The organism is Streptomyces alanosinicus, from assembly GCF_014650595.1.
Classification (GTDB): domain Bacteria; phylum Actinomycetota; class Actinomycetes; order Streptomycetales; family Streptomycetaceae; genus Streptomyces; species Streptomyces alanosinicus.
The window spans coordinates 197,273-214,618 of the sequence record NZ_BMVG01000005.1 but is presented as its reverse complement, the minus strand read 5'-3'; the positions used below and the strand labels follow the sequence as shown (position 1 = coordinate 214,618).

The following is a 17,346-nucleotide window of genomic DNA, read 5'->3' as shown; positions in this document are numbered from 1 at the left end:
TCCCCTCTCGGTCGAGCCCGTCCGGGGCCGACGGTAGCAGTCGATCAAGGCGGTCTAGACCAAGGGGCGGGTGTGGTCGGCGGGTGTCTTCAGGTGTCCGCTCGCGCGACCTCGCGCCGCCCGGCGTGCGCGGGCCCCGGCGGACCCGTGTGCGTGCCCCGGCCGACCGCCGTCAGGCCCCCACCAGCCGTGCCCCCGAGCCCGACCCCGCACGCAGGGGTTCGGCCAGGTCGGCGAGGGCGCGTTCCAGACCGTGCAGATGGGCCAGGGCGGGCTCGGCGGGCGACTCGGCGGGGTGCTGGAGGGGCTCCGGCCGGCTCGTGGTGAGCGCCTCGACGGCCGCCTCCACGCGCCGACAGGCCGCGGCCAGGCGGGCGTCGTGCGAGGCCTCGGGATCGGCGGCGACCGCCACCAGGCCCCGCACCTCGTGGGCGCAGTCGTCGAGAAGCGCGAGGACGCGGCGGGCGCGGCGTTTGCGGGCCGGCATCGGATGCAGCGGGTGCACGAGCGGGGCGACGGCGAGCCGGACGCGGCCCAGCAGCTGCTCCAGTTCGGCCACGCGCGGCGCCGGGTCGGCGGTCGTGGAACCCGCGAGCCGGGCCGCGGCCTCGGCCGTACAGGCGTGGACGCAGCGCAGGGCGCGCTGGATCCAGGCGTCCGTGATGGCGTGGGTGGTGACCGGCAGCACGAACAGCACGGCGAGCGCGGCGCCGAGCGCGCCCACGCCGGTCTCGGCGAGGCGCAGGGCGAGCAGACCGGGGTTCAGGACGCCGAGGAGGCCGTAGAGCAGTTCGGCGAGCAGGGTCACCCAGAGCATCATCCAGGTATAGGAGACGGCGGCCGTGTAGAAGATGCCGAAGACGGCGACGGCGATGAGGACGGCCGTCGGGAGCGGCGCGCCGTGCACGGGCACGGCGACGAGGAAGCCCAGGCAGATGCCGATCACCGTGCCGAGGACCCGGCGGAAGCCACGGACCAGTGTCTCGCCGCGCGAGGCGGTGTTGACGAAGATCCACCAGGTGGCGCCGACGGCCCAGTACCAGCGCTGTCCGGACACCAGCTGGCCCACGACCAGCGCGAACCCCGCACCGGCGGTCGCCTGCACGGCCTGCCGCGTGGTCACCCGGGCAAGGCCCGTCCCGGCGGGCGGCGCCGCTGCGGCGGCCGGGGGAAGCCGACGCTCGTAGCACCACACGCCGAAGCGCACCACGGCCGCGCTGAGCACGGACAGCAGGACGGCGGCGTACAGCTCGGGCAGCCGGTCCGGCGTGGCGTGCAGGAACTGGGCGACGAAGAAGGTCATGAAGGCGAACACGCCGAGGCTGTGGCCGCGCGGCCCCCAGCGGCGCGCGTACACGCCGGCGCCGACGACGGCGAGGAAGGCGAGATCGCGCGCGACGGGGGCGGCGTGCAGTTCGGCCGCGGCCGCGAGCACCGGCACGCCCACGGCGGGCAGCAGCGCGGTGGTGACCGCCTGTCCGCGCACGGTCGGGTCGGCGACGGTGAACAGGGTGAGCAGGGCGGCGAGGCCGCCGGTGACCGCGCCGACGAGGGAGTGTCCGGCCAGCAGGCAGACGACGACCGCGAGCCCGATGCCGAGGACGGCCCGCGCGGCGAAACGCAACCGCGCCCGGCCTGGATCCGGAGCCACGAACACCCTCTTCAGCACTGCTGCCCTCCCCTTGGAACACCGGCACGGAAAAGGCGCCGCGGAGACCCGCAGCGCCATCGACGGGTCCATGAGAGCATCACCAGGCTCACTGGCTCAAGTGATCCCCGAATCACTGGGCCATTGGCATAGAGTTCGCCATCAAGCCAGGCTCACAGAAATGCCAACGGACCAGGTCGGGCGGCGCACCCCGACGTGACGCGGCTGAGCCATTGGTACAGTCGTTCATCATGGCCGTGGACGAACTCGACACCCGCATCCTGCGGCTCCTCCTGGAGCAGCCGCGCACCAGCGTGCGCGAGTACGCCCGCACCCTCGGCGTCGCCCGCGGCACGCTCCAGGCCCGGCTGGACCGCCTGGAGCGGGACGGTGTGATCACCGGCACCGGCCCCTCCCTGTCCCCCGCCGCCCTGGGTCATCCGGTGCTGGCGTTCGTGCACATCGAGGTCACCCAGGGCCACCTCGACGACGTGGGGGACGCGCTGGCCGCCGTACCGGAGATCGTGGAGGCGTTCTCGATCACGGGCGGCGGGGATCTGCTCGCCCGGGTGGTCGGCCGGGACAACGCCCATCTGGAGGACGTCATCCAGAAGCTGATCAGCCTGCCGGGCGTGGTGCGCACCCGCACGGAGGTCGCGCTGCGCGAGCGGGTCCCGTACCGACTGCTGCCCCTGGTGGAGTCGGTGGGCCGGGCGGTCCGCGCCTGAGGACTGGGCCCTTGGCATGCTGGACGGCATGAGCGAACCGGGCAGCCTCGCGGCCATCTTCGACCTCGACGGAACGCTGGTGGACAGCGAGCCGAACTACTACGAGGCGAGCCGGCAGACCCTGGCCGAGCACGGCGTCCGGGACTTCGGCTGGGCGGACCACGAGGGCTACGTCGGCATCAGCACCCTGGAGACGGTGATCAGCCTGCGGGAACGCTACCGTCTGCGCGCCTCGGTCGAGGAGCTGCTGGCCGCGATGGACCGGCGCTATCTGGAACTGGCCCGCACCCGCACGCGCGCGTACCCGGAGATGCGGAAGTTCGTGGAGCTGCTCGCGGCCGAGGGCGTCCCGATGGCGGTCGCCTCCGGCTCGTCCGCGCAGGCCATCGACGCGATCCTGACGGGCACCGGTCTGGACGCCTTCCTGCGCACGGTGGTCTCGGCCGACGAGGTCCCGCACGGCAAGCCCGCCCCCGACGTCTTCCTGGAGGCGGCCCGCCGGCTCGGCGCGGACCCCGCGCACTGCGTGGTCCTGGAGGACGCGGCACCGGGCGCGGCCGCCGCCCACGCGGCCGGGATGCGGTGCATCGCGATCCCGTACGTGGCCGCGCAGGCCGCCGCACCCGAGTTCGCCACCGCCGGCCTGCTGCTGCGCGGCGGCCAGACGGAGTTCACGGCACAGTCGGCGTACGCGTGGCTTCGAGCGACATCGGCCTGAGCGACACCCGTGTCCACCGGCCTCGCCGAGGCTCCTGCGGCACGCCCTTGTCGCCTGCGGGACGTCACGGCCACCCGGCGCGCTTTTCCCCGGCCGGGGCACCCTTCCGGAGCAAGGGGGTCTGCTCGCGCACGTCGGAGGCGTCGTGGACGCGTGGGGGACGGGCGGCCCGCCGGGACGGGCGCACGGTGCGGCGGTGCGGCGGACAGCGCGGGAGGTGTCATACGTCGTCTGCGGGAGGTGTCATGCGCGCCCTGAGGGTGTGTCGTACCCGCCCGGTGCCGGAGGAGCGGGCCGTTCCCGCCGTGCGCGGGGCTCGGTGGCTGCCTAGCGTGATCCCATGACCCCAGACCGAGCCGGGCCGGACCGGCACGACCGCCGGTGGCAAGCGTTCGCCGTCTGTCTCACCGCGGCCTTCATGACGTTGCTCGACACATCGATCGTGAACGTGGCGCTGCCCTCGATGGAGCGCGGACTGCACGCCACCACGGCCGACCTGTCGTGGGTGATGTCCGGCTACGCCCTCACCCTCGGTCTGGTCCTGGTCCCGGCGGGACGCCTCGGTGACATGCGCGGGCGGCGCCGGACCTTCCTGACCGGGCTCGCGCTGTTCACGCTCACCTCGGCGGCCTGCGGACTGTCCTCCGGCGCCACCTGGCTGGTGCTGTTCCGGCTGCTGCAGGGGGCGTCGGCGGGCCTGATCGCACCACAGACCTCGGCGCTGATCCAGCAGATGTTCCAGGGGGCGGAGCGGGCCCGCGCGTTCGGCCTGATGGGCAGCACGATCGGCATCTCCACGGCCGTCGGACCGCTGGCGGGCGGTCTCCTGATCCAGGCGGCCGGCGGCCCCGACGCCTGGCGCTGGGTGTTCTACGTCAACCTGCCCATCGGGGCGGCCGTGCTCTGCGCGGGCCTGCGGCTGCTGCCCCGCGCCCCCGGCTCGGCCGGCACACGCGAGTGCTTCGACGTACCCGGCGTGCTGCTCCTCGGCTCCGGTGTGCTCGCCCTGATGCTGCCCCTGGTGCAGGAACAGCAGTGGCAGGGGCGGCTGAAGTGGGCCCTGCTCCCGATCGGCGCCGGGCTGCTGGTGGCCTTCTGGGCATGGGAGCGACGCCAGGGGCGGCGCGGCCGCGCACCGCTGGTCGACCTCAGGCTCTTCTCCCTGCGCTCCTTCTCGCTCGGCGCGCTGCTGAGCCTCGTGTACTTCGGCGGCTTCACGACGCTGTTCTTCGTCTACACGCTGTTCCTGCAGAACGGCCTGGGCTACGGCGCGCTGGCGGCGGGCCTGTCGTCCATGCCGTTCGCGGCGGGGTCGGCGGTGGGCGCCGCGGCCGGCGGACGCCTGGTGGTGCGCTTCGGACGCAAGCTGGTCATCGCCGGGCTGTGCACGGTGACGGCGGGGATGCTCGGCGTCGTCGCGGCCGTGCACTGGACACCGGGGCGGGGCGTGGCCTGGGCAGCCGCGCTCCCGCTGCTCGTCGCCGGCATCGGCTCGGGCCTGACCATCTCCCCCAACACGACTCTCACGCTCTCCCTGGTGCCCGTGCGGCGCGGCGGAGCGGCGGGCGGGGTGCTGCAGACCGCGCAGCGCATCGGCTCGGCGGCCGGTGTCGCCGTGGTCGGCTCGGTGTACTTCGCCCGTCTGGCCCACCATGCGCGGCCGGCGGCCGCCCTCCAGTACGGCCTGCTCACCTCCATCGGCATCATCCTGCTGGCCCTCTGCCTGGCCTTCGCCGACCTCCACGAACGCCGCGCCCGTCCCCAGCCGGAACAGAAGCGGGAGGCAGCGCGGCAGGAGGCGTAGGGGCAGGTGGGGGTGGGTGGGTGTGAGTGTGGGGGGACTCACGACCTCCGGCGTGGCTTGCCGCGCTTGGGGGTCTGTTTGGCTCCCGCTGTGCGCGTGTTGCCGCCCGCCGCGCGGGCGCGGGGGTTGCGGCCCGTGGACTTGGCCGCCGGCTTCTGCCGCGCACCCTTGGATTCGGAACGCTTCGGATTGGATTCCGAACGCTTCGGATCGGACCGCTGCTGGTCCTGCTCGGCCGGAGCCTTGGCGCGGCCCCGGGTGCTGTTGACGGTGCGGCCGCGCACGATGCCGATGAAGTCCTCCACCAGGTCGGTGGTGGCCTCCTCCGGCCAGGACAGGGCGATGCCCGACTGGGGGGCGTCGGTGACCGGGCGGTAGGTGAGGTCCTTGCGGTGGTGAAGGCGGGCCAGGGACTGCGGGACGACCAGGAGGCCGACGTTCGCCGCCACCAGCTCGATCGCGTCCGCAGTCGTCGCGGGCCGCTCGAAGGCGGGCTCGCCGGGCGGGCTGTCCCAGTCGAGGACATCGTCCAGGGGGTGGAAGAGCACCTCCTCGGCGAGGTCGGCCAGGGTCACCTCGTCCGCGGCCGTGATCAGGTGGTCCTTGGGTACGACGACCACCGTGGTCTCGGTGTACAGGGGGATCGCGCTGAAGTACGCACGGTCCACGGGGAGCCGTACGAACCCCGCGTCGGCCTCACCCGCCCGCAGCACCTCGGGCGCCTGCGCGGCCGGGACCTGGACGAGGGTGAGCGGGATGTCCGGCAGGCGTTCGTTCCAGAGCCTCACCCATTTGGCGGGCGTCACTCCGGGTACGTACGCGAGCCGGAACGACGGTGATTCCTCCGAGCCTGTCACCAGGCCAGGTTACCGGCCGCGGCCTGCCCGTCGGCACCGGCCGTGGTCGGCGACGGCGGACGTGGCCGATACCCTTGACCTCATGAGTTCGCAGCAGAGCCCCCAGACGATGAAGCCCGCGACCGCGGCGAAGAAGCTGGGTGTGTACCTCCCCGCCACCCCCGCCTCGTTCCAGGAGGGCGTCGTCACGCGCGCCGAGCTGAACGAGTTGCAGGCGAATCCGCCGGAGTGGCTGAGCGAGCTGCGGCGCAACGGCCCGCACCCGCGTCCGGTGGTCGCCGCGAAGCTCGGTGTGTCCATCGCCGGGCTCGCGCGCGGCGGGGTCACCGAACCGCTGACCACCGAGCAGATCGAGGCGCTCAAGCAGGAGCGGCCCGAGTGGCTGGAGAAGGAGCGCGCCACCCAGGCCGAGGTCCGCAAGGAGACCGCCCGCATCAAGCAGCAGAAGCTGGAGAAGGAGGAGAAGGCGGAGGAGCGCGCCGCCGGGCGCGACTGATCCTCCTCGGCACTTCCTCAGCCCTTCCTCGGCTCTTCCTCGGCTCTTCGGGTTCCTCTCGATGCTTCGAGGACCGTTTCTCCACAACGCCCTCCGGCTCCGGAGGGCGTTGTCGGCGCTCTGCCCTACTGTTCCCGTCACTGGCCTGCCGCTCGGTCCCTCTCGCAACTCCCCAGGCGTGCGTTTCAGCCAAGATGGGCGCCTCCTGAGCACCGACGCGGCAGATCATCCTCTCGACAGGCAGAGCGCTGCCTATCATCGTCATCACATGTCACGAGGTGCGGGGGAAGTGGTCATGGATCCGGAAGTGCTGGCGCAGACCGCGGGAACGACGGTCGTCGCGCTGATGGCCACCGACGCGTGGCAGCGCACGCGCGAGGGCGTGGTGGCGCTGTGGCGTCGGGTCCGCCCCGCACAGGCCGACGAGGTCGACACGGCGCTGGAGGAGACGCGCGAGGAGATCCTCACAGCCCGGCGCGAGGGCGACTCGGCGGGTGCCAACGACCTGGAGCGGGACTGGCGTCGCAGGTTGTTGCGACTGCTGGCCGCCGACCCGTCCGTCGCACGGGAGCTTGAAGAGGTTCTCGCCGAGGCGCGGGCGTCTCTGCCGGAGAACGAACGACCCCCTGTTCCCTCTGTGCGGTTGCAGGCGCACGCGTCCGGAAGCGCGCGGATCTACCAGGCCGGCCGGGACCAGCACATCGTCGAGCGATGACCGAGCACCCCGGCACTCCGCGAACGGCCCGGATCCTGCGGGCTGTCACCAGGTCTCGTGAGTGTCCTTCGTCCAAGCCCCGCAGCGAGGTGAGTTCGTCAGCCATGGCCCCCAGCGACCGGATGACGGCGGGCTGTTCACCGCGGTCACACACGACGCCTGACGCATCGACGCGGCGGTGACCCATGGTCGAACCACGCAGGCCCGCGATGCCGGATCCGGCTGACGGCGAAGTCGTCCTGCGGGATCACGCTCGCTGGAACAGTGCCTCCCGGGACCAGTACATCGTGGAGATCGGGCAGTACGTCGTCCACCACGACGCGAGGCCCGATTCCACCCGGTCCGACCGGTCGGGGCCTGACTCGGTACGCGTGCCGCTCGCCGCGCGGTCGCCGTCTCCCCTCCGGGACCGTCATGAGTTACGACGGGACGTGCTGCACGCCGTCGGTCATCCCGGCGACTCGCCCGAGGCGTTCGTCTTCCACGGCACCGCCGGCAGCGGGAAGACCGCCCTCGCCCAGGACGTCTTCGACGAAGCCGTGACACGGGGCGTGGTGGGACTGTGGGTGAACGCCGCCACAGAGGTCGCGTTCCGCGCCGGCATGCTGGCCGTCGCCCTCGACCGTGGAGCCGACCCGGGCCAGGTGGAGGCGGCGCGCGCCGGCCGGCGCCCCGCCGCCGATCTCGTCTGGCAGCGCCTTCAGTCCTCCGCCGAACCTTGGCTCCTCGTCCTCGACAACGCCGACGACCCCAGCGTGTTCGGTGACGGCGTCTGGCTGCGCCGCTCTCGGCGCGGCACCGTGCTCGTCACCACACGGCACGGCAGCGCGCCCCCCTGGCAGGACGCCGAGCGGCGCCGCCTCGACGTCCTCGGTCTGGACGACGCCGTACACGTCCTGCGCGACCTCAACGTGACCGGCTACGACCAGGCGGCACTGGAGAGACTCGCGAACGGCCTCGGCTGCCATCCCCTCGCGCTCACCCTGGCAGGCACCTACCTCGGCCAACGGCTCCTGGATCCCGTCACCGTGGACGAGTTCCTCCAGCGTCTGCGTGACGATCCGAACGGCACCCTGGACGAGGCCGCCGACCCCGACGAACGCGACCTGCGCCGACTGATCAGCTCCACCTGGCAGATCTCGCTGGACACCCTGGCCGACCGTGGCATCCCCGAGGCCACCACTCTGATGTGGCTGCTGTCCTGCTACGCACCCGATCCCCTGCCCCTCGGCCTGCTCCATGCCCAGCGGCTCGAACTCACGGGCCTCGCCCGCACCGAACCGCCGCTCCCCACCCGGAGAGCGGACAGCGCCCTCCAGGGTCTGATGTCGCAGTCCATGGTGGCCGGCCTGAAGGTCCCCGGGGACGTCGGCCGACCCGCCGTCCCCTCCGTCCAGGCGCATGCCCTGCTCCTGGACACCGTGGCGGCCCGCATCCCGCTCGACCAGCGGGAGGGCATCCTGGCCGCCGCGGCCCGGCTGCTGGACGACCTGCTGCACGACGGCGAGGCCGAGGACACCTACCTCGACCCGCAGACCCTGCGGCTGTTCACGCCCCACACACTGAGCCTGCTGCACCGCACCGCCACGGCCCACTCAGCCGCCGTACCGAAGGCTCTCGACCTGGTCCGTTACCTTCGCGACCAGAACCGCGAACGCGGTGACTACGCGCCCGCACATCTCCTGGCGGATGCCGCCGTGCGCGTTTCCCCGTCCGTGTCCGCTGCCACGGAGGCCGAATTGCTCGACGACCGATACGAACTCGCCTGCACCCTCGCGGACTTGGGACGCTATGCCGAGTCCGTCGAGAAGCACCGCGAAGTCCTGCACGCCCGCGAGGCACGGCTCGGCCCCGACCATGTGCAGACCCTCGCCAGCGCCCATGCGCTGGGCCTCGCGCTGTACGGGCTCGGCGAATGGGCGGAGGACGAGCGGCAGCTGCGCCGAGCCGTCGAGGGCCGGACCCGGGTCCTCGGACCGGCCGACCCCGACACGATCATGAGCACCGCCTGCCTGGCCGAGGCCATCGGTGAACAACAACGCTGGGACGAGGCCGAGGCCCTGGCTCGGACCAACCTCGCCACCAGCGAAACAGCCCACGGCCCGACCAGCCCGTACACGCTCGCGGCGCGCCACACACTTGCCTGGGCGCTGTACCAGCTGGGACGCCTCGACGAAGCCGAGGCCCTGGCCTCCGCCACGCTCACCGAGCGGGAACAATCCCTCGGCTCCACCCACCCGCGCACACTGGTCGTCCGGGACCTGCTCGCCGGCATCCTGCGCGGCCAGGAGCGCTGGGCCGAGGCAGAAGCCGCAGCACGCAGCGTCCTCACCATTCGCGAAGAGGTCCTCGGTCCCGACCACCCGCACACCCTGGCCATGCGCACCGAACTGATCCGGATCCTGACCGGGGCAGGCGATCTGACGGCCGCGCGTCCACTGGCCGTGCTGAACCGCGAGGCGTGCATCCGCGTGCTGGGCGACGAACACCCCGATACACACGCCTGCCGGCAGGCGTGCCTTGACGTCTTCGGGCCGATCCCCCACGATGACGAAACGCCTGAGACTGGACATGACAAGGACGTGCAGCGTTGAGAGACACCGCGCCGATCCGCATATGGATCAAGAGCAGCTACAGCGGCCACAACAACAACTGCATGGAATTTCTCAGCCCCCCCCCGCTGGGTAAAGCCGTTGTACGTGACTCGAAAGACCCACATCGCCGGATGATCGTCTTCCGCGCCGAGACATGGACCCAGTTCGTCCACACCTATCGCTCAGGCGCACCCGAACCCACCGGGTGACCCGCTCCGCGATGCGGCGGGCGACCTCGGCCGCCCCCCCCCGTGGGCCCGTGCTGGATCCGCAGCTCACGAGCCCCTCCGGGCTGCCGATACGATCCAGAAACCGGTATTCGCGTGAGGCAAGGCGGCCCCCGCCGCGATCTGGTGCTCCCGCGCAGACTGCTCCTTCATCCGGCAACAGAGCCTGGTTGCTCAGGGGCCTGCTGTCCGGCCCGCGGCTTGGCGGTGCTGGACGGCCTGGTCGCCGCCACCATGGTCACGATGGGCCGGCTGCTGCCGGCCGGCGCCTGACCGCCCCGCGTTCCACACCGCTGTGCGCTCGTCGAGCTCCACCGCCCCCCGGGACGCGCATCATCAAAGGAGGGGAGACCATCGACGAGGAGTGGCGATGAGGTTGTCGTTCCTTGAACCCCTCTACGCGGAGCCGGGCCCGTTCGCCTCCGTGTACCTGGACACCTCCCGAAACGTCGAGCATCCCGACCGGGCGATAGCGCTGCGCTGGCGGCGGCTGCGCGAGAGTCTGTCCCGTCAGGGCTCGGACCGGGCGCTGCTGAACGTACTGGAGAAGGTGGTCGGCACCGACGCAGAGGTGCCAGGGGCGCACGGCCAGGCCATCTTCGCCGCCCACGGCACGCTCGTCCTGGACGGGGAGCTGCCCAGGCCGCCCGAGCACGACTCCGCGCGCTACAGCACCCTGCCGGACGCGATGCCGCTGGTCACCCAGCACGTTCCGGAGATCCCCTACATGGCCGTAGTCGTCCACTACGGCGGCCTTCCCACCGCCGAGACGCACGGCTGGGTAACTCTGGAGGCGGAGACCGGCACCTGGCCCGCGTCGACCGTGACCCCGGGTGAGCGGCTGCACCACAGGGTTGCGGTGGCGACCTGGCACCGCGCCTCCCTCCGGCTCGGTCACCGGCTGGACGAACGGGCGCGGCGCGCTCACGCCGACGCTGTCGTGGTGGGCGGGGACGAGTGGGCGTGCAACGTCCTGATCCGCCGCCTGCCGCACACCCTGCGGGACAAGGTCGTACGCGTGGGCGGCAGGACCCCCACCGACACCGGACGCGCCCTGTTGGAGCCACAGCTCGACGGCGTCTTCCGCGGCCGCATGGCCGCGCACGACCGGGAACTCGTGGACACCTTCATCGGCCGGCGTGCTGTGGACGGACCCATGACGGACGGGCTGACCGCCACCGTCGCCGCTCTCCAGCGTGGCCAGGTCGCGGCACTGCTGCTGAACCGGCCGCCAGGGTCTTCGCTGCGCCTCTGGGCGGGCTCCCAGCCCACTCAGCTCGCCCTGACCGAGGCGGAGCTGATGTCCTTCGGCGTGCGGGCCCCACGCGAGGAACGCGCCGACGAGGCCCTCGTCCGGGCCCTCGTCGGCACCGGTGCCGAGCTGGTCGTCGTGCCGGAGAGCGAGCTGAGGCTGTACGAAGGCGTGGGCGCCCTGCTGCGGTACACCGACCCGGGGACCCCGTCCTGACGCCCACGCGTTGCGCCTCCCGGATCACGGGCCGCCGCTTGCGCCCGACCGCCCCGAATCACGCCGCGCGCGGGACATGCCGACACCGGGCTGGAGCGGCAGCGCGGCACATGAGCGGCGGATGGGGCACTTGGACAGGGGGGCGTGTCGAGCTGTACGAGCGGAGGGCCTGCAACCTGGTGCACCGCAGGACGGTCACCGCGGCCCGGTTCGTCCGGCTGTACGGCGCCCCTGGCTATGACCAGCGATGACGCGCTCATCGCTGATAGGTCCCGACCAGGGTGCCGGAGGCCAGCTCTCTGCCTTTCAGGGCACGGTGCACGTCCTGGGCGCCCGGGTGGCCGTGAAGCGGCAGCGGCTCGGACAGGGCGTACAGACGGAAGAAGTAGCGGTGCGGCCCGTGCCCCGGTGGAGGCATCGGCCCTCCCCAGCCCATGCGGCCGAAGCCGTTCGGCCACGGCAGGCCCCCCTGGGGTTTCTGGCCCTCCGCCACCCCGGTGGTCCCCGGATCGATGCCGGTCACCAGCCAGTGCAGGAAGGTCGTCCCCGGCGCGTCCGGGTCCTCGCACAGGAGCACCAGCTCCGTGGCCTCGTGGGGCACCCCCGACCAGGTCAGGGGCGGTGACATGTTCTCGCCCTCCCCGCTGTACCGACGGGGGATCACCGTTTTGTCGTCAAACGCGTTGCTGCTGAGTTCGATTCCGCTCATGCGCGCTGCCCTACCCGCGGGCGACGGCATCGGCACCGGTATGCACTCCAAAACCGCCGCTCGGCCGAGCCAACCCGGGCCGCCTCCGGAAGCTGGGGTGAAGATGGCAGTGTGCCGACAAGGATCCTCCTCGAGGGCCGCCCTGGCGCGGGCAAGACGACCGCCCTGCGGCGGCTCGCCGCGCTGCTGCCCACTCACGCGGCCACCGGCTTCACCACGGAGGAGATCCGGCGTTCCGGCGTCCGCGTCGGTTTCGCCCTGGAGACCCTGGCAGGCCGACGGGAAGTGCTCGCCCATGTCGACCTGCCCGGTCCGCCACGGGTAGGGAAATACGGCGTCGACCCGGGCGTCATGGAACGACTGGCGCTGCCGTCGCTTCGGCCGGCGGCAACCGAGGAGGCAAGGCGGCTGGTGCTCATCGACGAGCTGGGGCGGATGGAGCTGGCGTGCACGGCGTTCCGGCACGCGGTCGACGCGCTGTTCGTCGCGGAAGTCGACGTCGTCGCCACGGTCCACACGCACCGCGATCCGTTCACCGACGCCCTCAAGCAGCGCGCCGACATCGAGGTCGTCCAGCTCACTCCGGCAAACCGAGACGTCCTGCCGGGGGAGCTCGCGGTCCGGCTGCAGCAGCCCCGGACGCACGGAAGGCCTCCCTCTCACGGATGAGAGACCGGCCTTCGGCCTGCCGCTCTGGTCGTCGACATGAGCACCGGCCCGGGCCATCGGGGGCCTGCTGCCCGCGATCCGCTCTCGCTTCGCGACCGCTCACCCCGAGGCGGCCGTACGCCCGTGCCGGGTCGGCTGGGACGACCCGACCACGGGCCTGGCGGACGCCGACACGGAGGTCGCCTTCGTCTTGCTGCCGCTGCCCAACCAGAATCGCCGCATATGCGCGGTGCTCACCGAGGAGCCGCACCTCGTCGCCCTCCCGGAGACCCCTCCGCCCGCAGCGCGCGGAGGTCGACTTCGCCGACCCCGTCGACGAGCCGTTCCTCGCCCTCCCACCGAGCGCCCCGCTGCGCGACCACTGACTCGCCCTGGACACCCGCGCGGGGCGTACGCCGCGGAGACCGCCAGTACCGAGGGGACGTACGAGGCCCCTCTCGTCGACCTCAGTGTCTGCCTCGTGGCCAGGGGCAACGCCCCGCTGATCACGCTGCGCGGCGTCACCCCCCTCGGCCCGCGGCATCGGCCCCGACCGGTACGCGGTCGCGTGGCGCCGCGTGGGCGGCCGGCGGCCGCTGGCGGGGGGCACACGGAGGTGTGCCGGCAGGTGGCTGAGTGGCGGTGAGGCGCCCGCGCACGCGTGGCACACCGCTCAACGCCGGCGCCGGCGCCGGCGCCGGCGCCGGCACACGCGTGTCTCTCAGTTCGGCAATGCCCTCCGCAACGCCCGGTCCAGACTCTTCGCCAGTTCCGCATCACTCGGCGGACTGGAGCCGAAGAGAGGACCGAGTTGGGCGTCGAAGGTCTGGGTGAAGGCGCCGTACAGCGGGGTGCGGGGGCGTTGGACGGCGTGCTGGAGGGCCGGGAGGAGGATGATGCGGGCATAGGCGGGGCGGCCGGCGGTGTCGCGGGGCATGCGGTCGGTCTGCTCGCCGGTCGGCGAGGCCGAGGGCGTGGTCGTCGGGCCGGCGCCCGAGGACCTCGCGGACGCGCAGGTCACGCCGTCGTCGACGTACGCACTCTGCCGCGTGGCGGCGAAACCGGCGTCCAGCAAGCAGCGTTCGCTCTCTTTGCCGGTGAGAAAACTGATCAGTTCGGACGCCTTGCCAGGCCGCTCCGACGCCTGCGTCACCGCCAGGTTCTGGCCACCGAGCACGGCACGCCCGGGCAACGGGGCCACGCCGAGCTGCCCGGTGTCGAAGGTCTGGTAGAGCGTGCGGTAGGCATATGGCCAGTGGCGCAGGAAGGCCGTCCTGCCGTCGACGAGGTCGCTGAGCGAGGTGGCCTCGTCGGAGTGGACGGCGTTGTCGAGGGTGTACGCCCGCTCGGTTCGGCGGCGCAGTTCGGCCACCCCGGCGGCCAGCTGGTCGACGGTGGCGGTGTAGTGGCCGGAGGAGTTCGTGAGTGCGAAGTCGGGAATGGCCGACGCGAATGCCTCGATGCCGTTGACCGTGCGGCCCTCGTACCCGGCGAGCTGCGTCGTCCAGCCCTTCTCGTAGCCCTTCGGCGGATGGCCCTCGATGCTGTCGATCAGCTCCCGCAACCGGTCCCAGGTGAGCCCGCGGCTCAGGTCGGTCTGCTGGACTCCGGCCTCGCTGAGGTAGTCGCGGCGGTAGTAGAGCAGTCCGACGTCGCTGTTGAACGGCACCGCGTACACCCGGCCGTCCCAACGTGCCGTGTCCGCCACGGACTTGATGACATCACCGGTGTCGATCGCCGAGTCGGGCAGCGCGCGCACGAGATGGGCCTCGGCGAACTCCGGTACCCAGGTCACGTCGAGGTTGACGACGTCATAGCGGGCGCTGCCCGACTGCAGGGCGCCCAGGAGCTGGCTGCGCTGTTCGTCGCTGGAGCCGGGCAGCTCCACCAGGCGGGCCCGGTAGTTGCTGCCCTCCTTCTCCTGCTGCCGGTTCCAGGCGTCGATGAGCTGCTGGCGGATGCCGTTCTTGCCGGTGACGTCCCGTCCGCTGGCGACCACGATCTCACCGGGTGTGTCGGCGGGCGTCGCGGTCGTCCCGTTCCCGCGGCCGCTCGTACAGGCGGCCGGCAGCAGCAACGCGAGGAGGACGGTCAGACGGCGAACCATCGACGAACCTGCGTTTCTCATCAGCCCTCACCCGTCCCGGTGCGCGCCACTTCGTCCTTGAGGCCGGCCCCGAGCTCGCCGCCGGCGTCCAGACACCGCCCACCGCTCGCCTGGGAGACCCTCGCGTCGGCCTTGCCCGCGGCGCAGCCGCCACCCGCGAGGGACACCATGGCGACCGGCACGTTCACCGCGCGTGCCTTCTTCAGTACGTCGTCGAGGTTGGCGCCCGTGAGGCGGTTGTTGTCCTCGTCGTCGGTGATGTAGACGATGAGCTGGGGATGGTCGTCGTCGATGCCGCGGTGCGCCATGTCGTCGAGCGCGGCCAGCAGCGCCGCGTGCGGGTCGGCCTCGGCGTCCTGCACGCCGACCCTGCTGTCGATGGTGCGCTCGGCGTCCGTACGGCGATGGCGGCCGAAGGGCAGTAGGTCGGTGTGCTTGGCCGCGCCCTCGATGCCGGCCACCGCCCACACGCCGTACTCGTCCTGGTCACCGAGTCCGACAAGCGACTGCTTCACAAGGCCGGGGCCGCCGCTCGGGCCGTCCCACCAGGCACCCATCGAACCCGAACTGTCAAGCAGGAACAGCACCCGGCCGGGTCCGTCGGCGCCGCGGTACTCCGTCAGCACCGTGTCCATCGTCTGCTGCCCGGTCGTCGCGGGCAGCGGACCGGGGAGGCTCACGAGCCCGCTGCCGACGTGCTTGGTGTCGAGCAGGGCGTGGCCCTCCCCGGTCGAGCGGAAGCCGGCGTCTGCGAACGCGGCGAGGCCCTGCCTGCCGGTCAGCCAGGCGCGGAAGCCGGCGACAGCCGCGTCGCGGGCCTGCGTGTCGCGGTCTGCCTCCCGCCAGCGGACCCGGACAAAGATGGGGGTCAGGCCGGGTACGTCGTCGGGGTACTCGGCGACACGCGGCACCCGCGTCGTACGGTCGCAGCCCACACCGCTCTTCATCAGGAACTCGGGGGCCAGGGCGGCGGTGCGATTGTCGACCGCGTTGTCGTCGGGGAGCGTGCACAACAAGTCGGCGGCGGTGGACGAGGGCGGTCCGGCCTGGGCGACCCGTTGCTCAGCCGCCGCCGCGTCGACCGTCCCGGTACCGTACAGGCCGACCGTCGCCAGCAGCGCGGCATCGGTGAACTCCGGGTCGGGGCGGTGTACTTCGGCTGCCTTGTCCTTGTTGTGCAGGTCGTTCATGAAACGGACCAGCGGGCTGCCGACCCGGTCGGCGTCCGCCGTACCGGCAGCGAGTTTCTTCGGCACGGCGAGCACGAGCGGTGAGTACGCGAAGGGGCCGGTGTCCGGCAGCAGTTGGGCGTACGCGCGCGTGTCCTGTTCGGCGGTGACCCGGGCGACGTCCGTGGCGGCGGCCGGAATCCAGACGTCCGGCTGCGGACCCACGTCCCGCTGCGGGTTGGTGTCCTCGTCACGCGGCTGCTGCCACGCGTCGGTCTGCTCGCGCAACGCGGTGACCGCGTCGGCGGCACGGGCGCTGTAGACGGTGATGCCGGTACGACGGCAACCCTCATCGGTCGTGTTTTCCGGCGCCGTCAGATAGGCGTTCGCGGCCGCGCGTACGGTCGTCTCCAGGTCCGGGTCGGTCAGGACGCGCACTTCCAGAGGCGGGGCGCAGGAGACGCGGGCTGCGCCGAAGACGGTGACACCGCCGAGGACGAGGCCGACGAGCACGCCGAGTGCGGTGGCGACGGCGGTGATACGCCCGAGGACGCCGCGGCCGAGGAACCAGGTCCGGGCGCCGCGTGCCCAGACTGCCAGGGTGGCGAGGACGGCGGCGCCGGCGTTGCGGATGGCGTCGAGGAGTCTGCGCCACCACGGCAGGCGAGAAGATCCGGACTTGGGCTCCTCTTTCGGGTCCGGCTCCCTCTTCGGACCTGTGGCCGCCGCCAGCAGCACGTCCGCCTCCGGTTCCGCCCTGCTCTGCGGCTCCCACTTCGCGTCGCGCAGCGTCCGGTGGCCCACCTGTTTCATCCTGGCCCGCACTGCCTCGGCAAGGTCCTGGAAACCCCACTCCCGGCTCTCGTCCAGTAGTCGGACGAGCTCGCCGGTGAACGGCGTCGGGGAGGCGTCGTCGCCCGCGTCCACGCGATGGTTGGCCTGCACGCTCATCAGCAGCAGAGCGCGCCGTCGACCGGCCTCGGCCTCCCACAGCCGGGCCGCGTTGCCCGCGAAGCAGCAGTCGAGGACCACCACCACGTGATGCGCCTTGGCGCTGCCCAGCACGCCGAGGACGTCGGTGAACATCTCCGAGCTGCGGAACACGGCGTGATCGCCCGCGATGACACGCGCGTTGCGCAGCTGCAGAAACAGTTCGTCCGCCGCACTGGGGATGGCACCGTGCCCGGCAAAGTAGACCAGCAGCAGCCCTCTGGCCTCATCGACGGCGGCGTGCAGTGCGTCGACGAACTCGTCCTGGGTGGGCGAGTCGGAGACGACGATCTCCGCCTCGCCCAGCACACCACCCCTCAGCAGCGCGCGCTTCAGCTCGGTCAGGTTGTGCCGGACGGCCGGCAGATTGCCGGGCACCCCGTGCGGCGGCTCAGTGTTGTCGTAGTCGGACACGCCGACGAGCAGCGCCCGGTTCACCTGCCCGCGCGGGTCGAAGGGGCTCACCGG

14 protein-coding genes are annotated in these 17,346 nt (G+C 72.2%); 9 read left to right on the top strand and 5 right to left on the bottom strand.

The window, feature by feature from the left end:
- Positions 1 to 172 precede the first annotated feature (172 nt).
- Positions 173 to 1,669: an FUSC family protein gene (locus tag IE277_RS14025; protein ID WP_189952165.1), complete on the bottom strand. Its 1,497-nt coding sequence runs from the start codon at positions 1,667 to 1,669 to the stop codon at positions 173 to 175.
- A 230-nt stretch (positions 1,670 to 1,899) separates the two neighbouring features.
- Here IE277_RS14025 and IE277_RS14020 point away from each other — a divergent pair, with 230 nt between their 5' ends.
- The 3 genes from IE277_RS14020 to IE277_RS14010 all read left to right on the top strand — a co-directional run bounded on the left by IE277_RS14020 (position 1,900) and on the right by IE277_RS14010 (position 4,898).
- A complete protein-coding gene (locus IE277_RS14020) occupies positions 1,900 to 2,376 on the top strand; it encodes an Lrp/AsnC family transcriptional regulator (RefSeq protein ID WP_189952163.1) in 477 nt (158 codons plus the stop codon).
- A 28-nt stretch (positions 2,377 to 2,404) separates the two neighbouring features.
- Entirely contained in the window at positions 2,405 to 3,094 is a 690-nt protein-coding gene (locus tag IE277_RS14015; RefSeq protein ID WP_189952161.1) for an HAD family hydrolase, read from the top strand.
- A 340-nt stretch (positions 3,095 to 3,434) separates the two neighbouring features.
- A complete protein-coding gene (locus IE277_RS14010) occupies positions 3,435 to 4,898 on the top strand; it encodes an MFS transporter (protein WP_189952159.1) in 1,464 nt (487 codons plus the stop codon).
- A gap of 38 nt (positions 4,899 to 4,936) precedes the next feature.
- Here the strand turns inward: IE277_RS14010 and IE277_RS14005 are convergent, their stop codons facing one another.
- On the bottom strand, positions 4,937 to 5,755 hold the full coding sequence (locus IE277_RS14005; protein WP_189952157.1) for a LysR family substrate-binding domain-containing protein: 819 nt from the start codon (positions 5,753 to 5,755) through the stop codon (positions 4,937 to 4,939).
- 82 nt (positions 5,756 to 5,837) lie between these two features.
- Here IE277_RS14005 and IE277_RS14000 point away from each other — a divergent pair, with 82 nt between their 5' ends.
- From IE277_RS14000 to IE277_RS13980, 5 genes are all read left to right on the top strand, one after another.
- On the top strand, positions 5,838 to 6,251 hold the full coding sequence (locus tag IE277_RS14000; protein WP_189952155.1) for a DUF5997 family protein: 414 nt from the start codon (positions 5,838 to 5,840) through the stop codon (positions 6,249 to 6,251).
- 295 nt (positions 6,252 to 6,546) lie between these two features.
- On the top strand, positions 6,547 to 6,966 hold the full coding sequence (locus IE277_RS13995) for a hypothetical protein (protein WP_189952153.1): 420 nt from the start codon (positions 6,547 to 6,549) through the stop codon (positions 6,964 to 6,966).
- Between the two features lie 209 nt (positions 6,967 to 7,175).
- Positions 7,176 to 9,560: a tetratricopeptide repeat protein gene (locus IE277_RS48775; RefSeq protein WP_189952151.1), complete on the top strand. Its 2,385-nt coding sequence runs from the start codon at positions 7,176 to 7,178 to the stop codon at positions 9,558 to 9,560.
- A complete protein-coding gene (locus IE277_RS13985; protein ID WP_268252441.1) occupies positions 9,557 to 9,769 on the top strand; it encodes a DUF397 domain-containing protein in 213 nt (70 codons plus the stop codon). Before IE277_RS48775 ends, IE277_RS13985 begins: the two co-directional genes overlap by 4 nt.
- Before the next feature lie 388 nt (positions 9,770 to 10,157).
- Positions 10,158 to 11,255: a baeRF2 domain-containing protein gene (locus IE277_RS13980; RefSeq protein ID WP_189952149.1), complete on the top strand. Its 1,098-nt coding sequence runs from the start codon at positions 10,158 to 10,160 to the stop codon at positions 11,253 to 11,255.
- A 256-nt stretch (positions 11,256 to 11,511) separates the two neighbouring features.
- On the opposite strand, the gene IE277_RS13975 is transcribed toward IE277_RS13980, so the two are convergent.
- Positions 11,512 to 11,964, bottom strand: coding sequence for a YbhB/YbcL family Raf kinase inhibitor-like protein (locus IE277_RS13975; protein WP_189952148.1), 453 nt, complete (start codon positions 11,962 to 11,964; stop codon positions 11,512 to 11,514).
- Positions 11,965 to 12,075: 111 nt separating this feature from the next.
- On the opposite strand from IE277_RS13975, the gene IE277_RS13970 reads away from it, so the two are divergent.
- A complete protein-coding gene (locus tag IE277_RS13970) occupies positions 12,076 to 12,633 on the top strand; it encodes a nucleoside-triphosphatase (protein WP_189952146.1) in 558 nt (185 codons plus the stop codon).
- A gap of 700 nt (positions 12,634 to 13,333) precedes the next feature.
- On the opposite strand, the gene IE277_RS13965 is transcribed toward IE277_RS13970, so the two are convergent.
- Positions 13,334 to 14,719 carry an extracellular solute-binding protein gene (locus IE277_RS13965; protein WP_189952144.1) on the bottom strand — a complete coding sequence of 462 codons (1,386 nt, stop codon included), beginning with the start codon at positions 14,717 to 14,719 and terminating at the stop codon, positions 13,334 to 13,336.
- Positions 14,720 to 14,739: 20 nt separating this feature from the next.
- Positions 14,740 to 17,343 carry a caspase family protein gene (locus tag IE277_RS13960; protein ID WP_189952141.1) on the bottom strand — a complete coding sequence of 868 codons (2,604 nt, stop codon included), beginning with the start codon at positions 17,341 to 17,343 and terminating at the stop codon, positions 14,740 to 14,742.
- Positions 17,344 to 17,346: the final 3 nt, after the last annotated feature.

Bases quoted from the DNA above. Each gene is read 5' to 3' on its own strand.
- IE277_RS13980 (WP_189952149.1), top strand. From the start codon at position 10,158: ATGAGGTTGTCGTTCCTTGAACCCCTCTACGCGGAGCCGGGCCCGTTC.
- IE277_RS13995 (WP_189952153.1), top strand. From the start codon at position 6,547: ATGGATCCGGAAGTGCTGGCGCAGACCGCGGGAACGACGGTCGTCGCG.
- IE277_RS48775 (WP_189952151.1), top strand. From the start codon at position 7,176: ATGCCGGATCCGGCTGACGGCGAAGTCGTCCTGCGGGATCACGCTCGC.
- IE277_RS14010 (WP_189952159.1), top strand. From the start codon at position 3,435: ATGACCCCAGACCGAGCCGGGCCGGACCGGCACGACCGCCGGTGGCAA.
- IE277_RS14020 (WP_189952163.1), top strand. From the start codon at position 1,900: ATGGCCGTGGACGAACTCGACACCCGCATCCTGCGGCTCCTCCTGGAG.
- IE277_RS14000 (WP_189952155.1), top strand. From the start codon at position 5,838: ATGAGTTCGCAGCAGAGCCCCCAGACGATGAAGCCCGCGACCGCGGCG.
- IE277_RS14015 (WP_189952161.1), top strand. From the start codon at position 2,405: ATGAGCGAACCGGGCAGCCTCGCGGCCATCTTCGACCTCGACGGAACG.
- IE277_RS13965 (WP_189952144.1), bottom strand. From the start codon at position 14,719: ATGGTTCGCCGTCTGACCGTCCTCCTCGCGTTGCTGCTGCCGGCCGCC.
- IE277_RS13975 (WP_189952148.1), bottom strand. From the start codon at position 11,964: ATGAGCGGAATCGAACTCAGCAGCAACGCGTTTGACGACAAAACGGTG.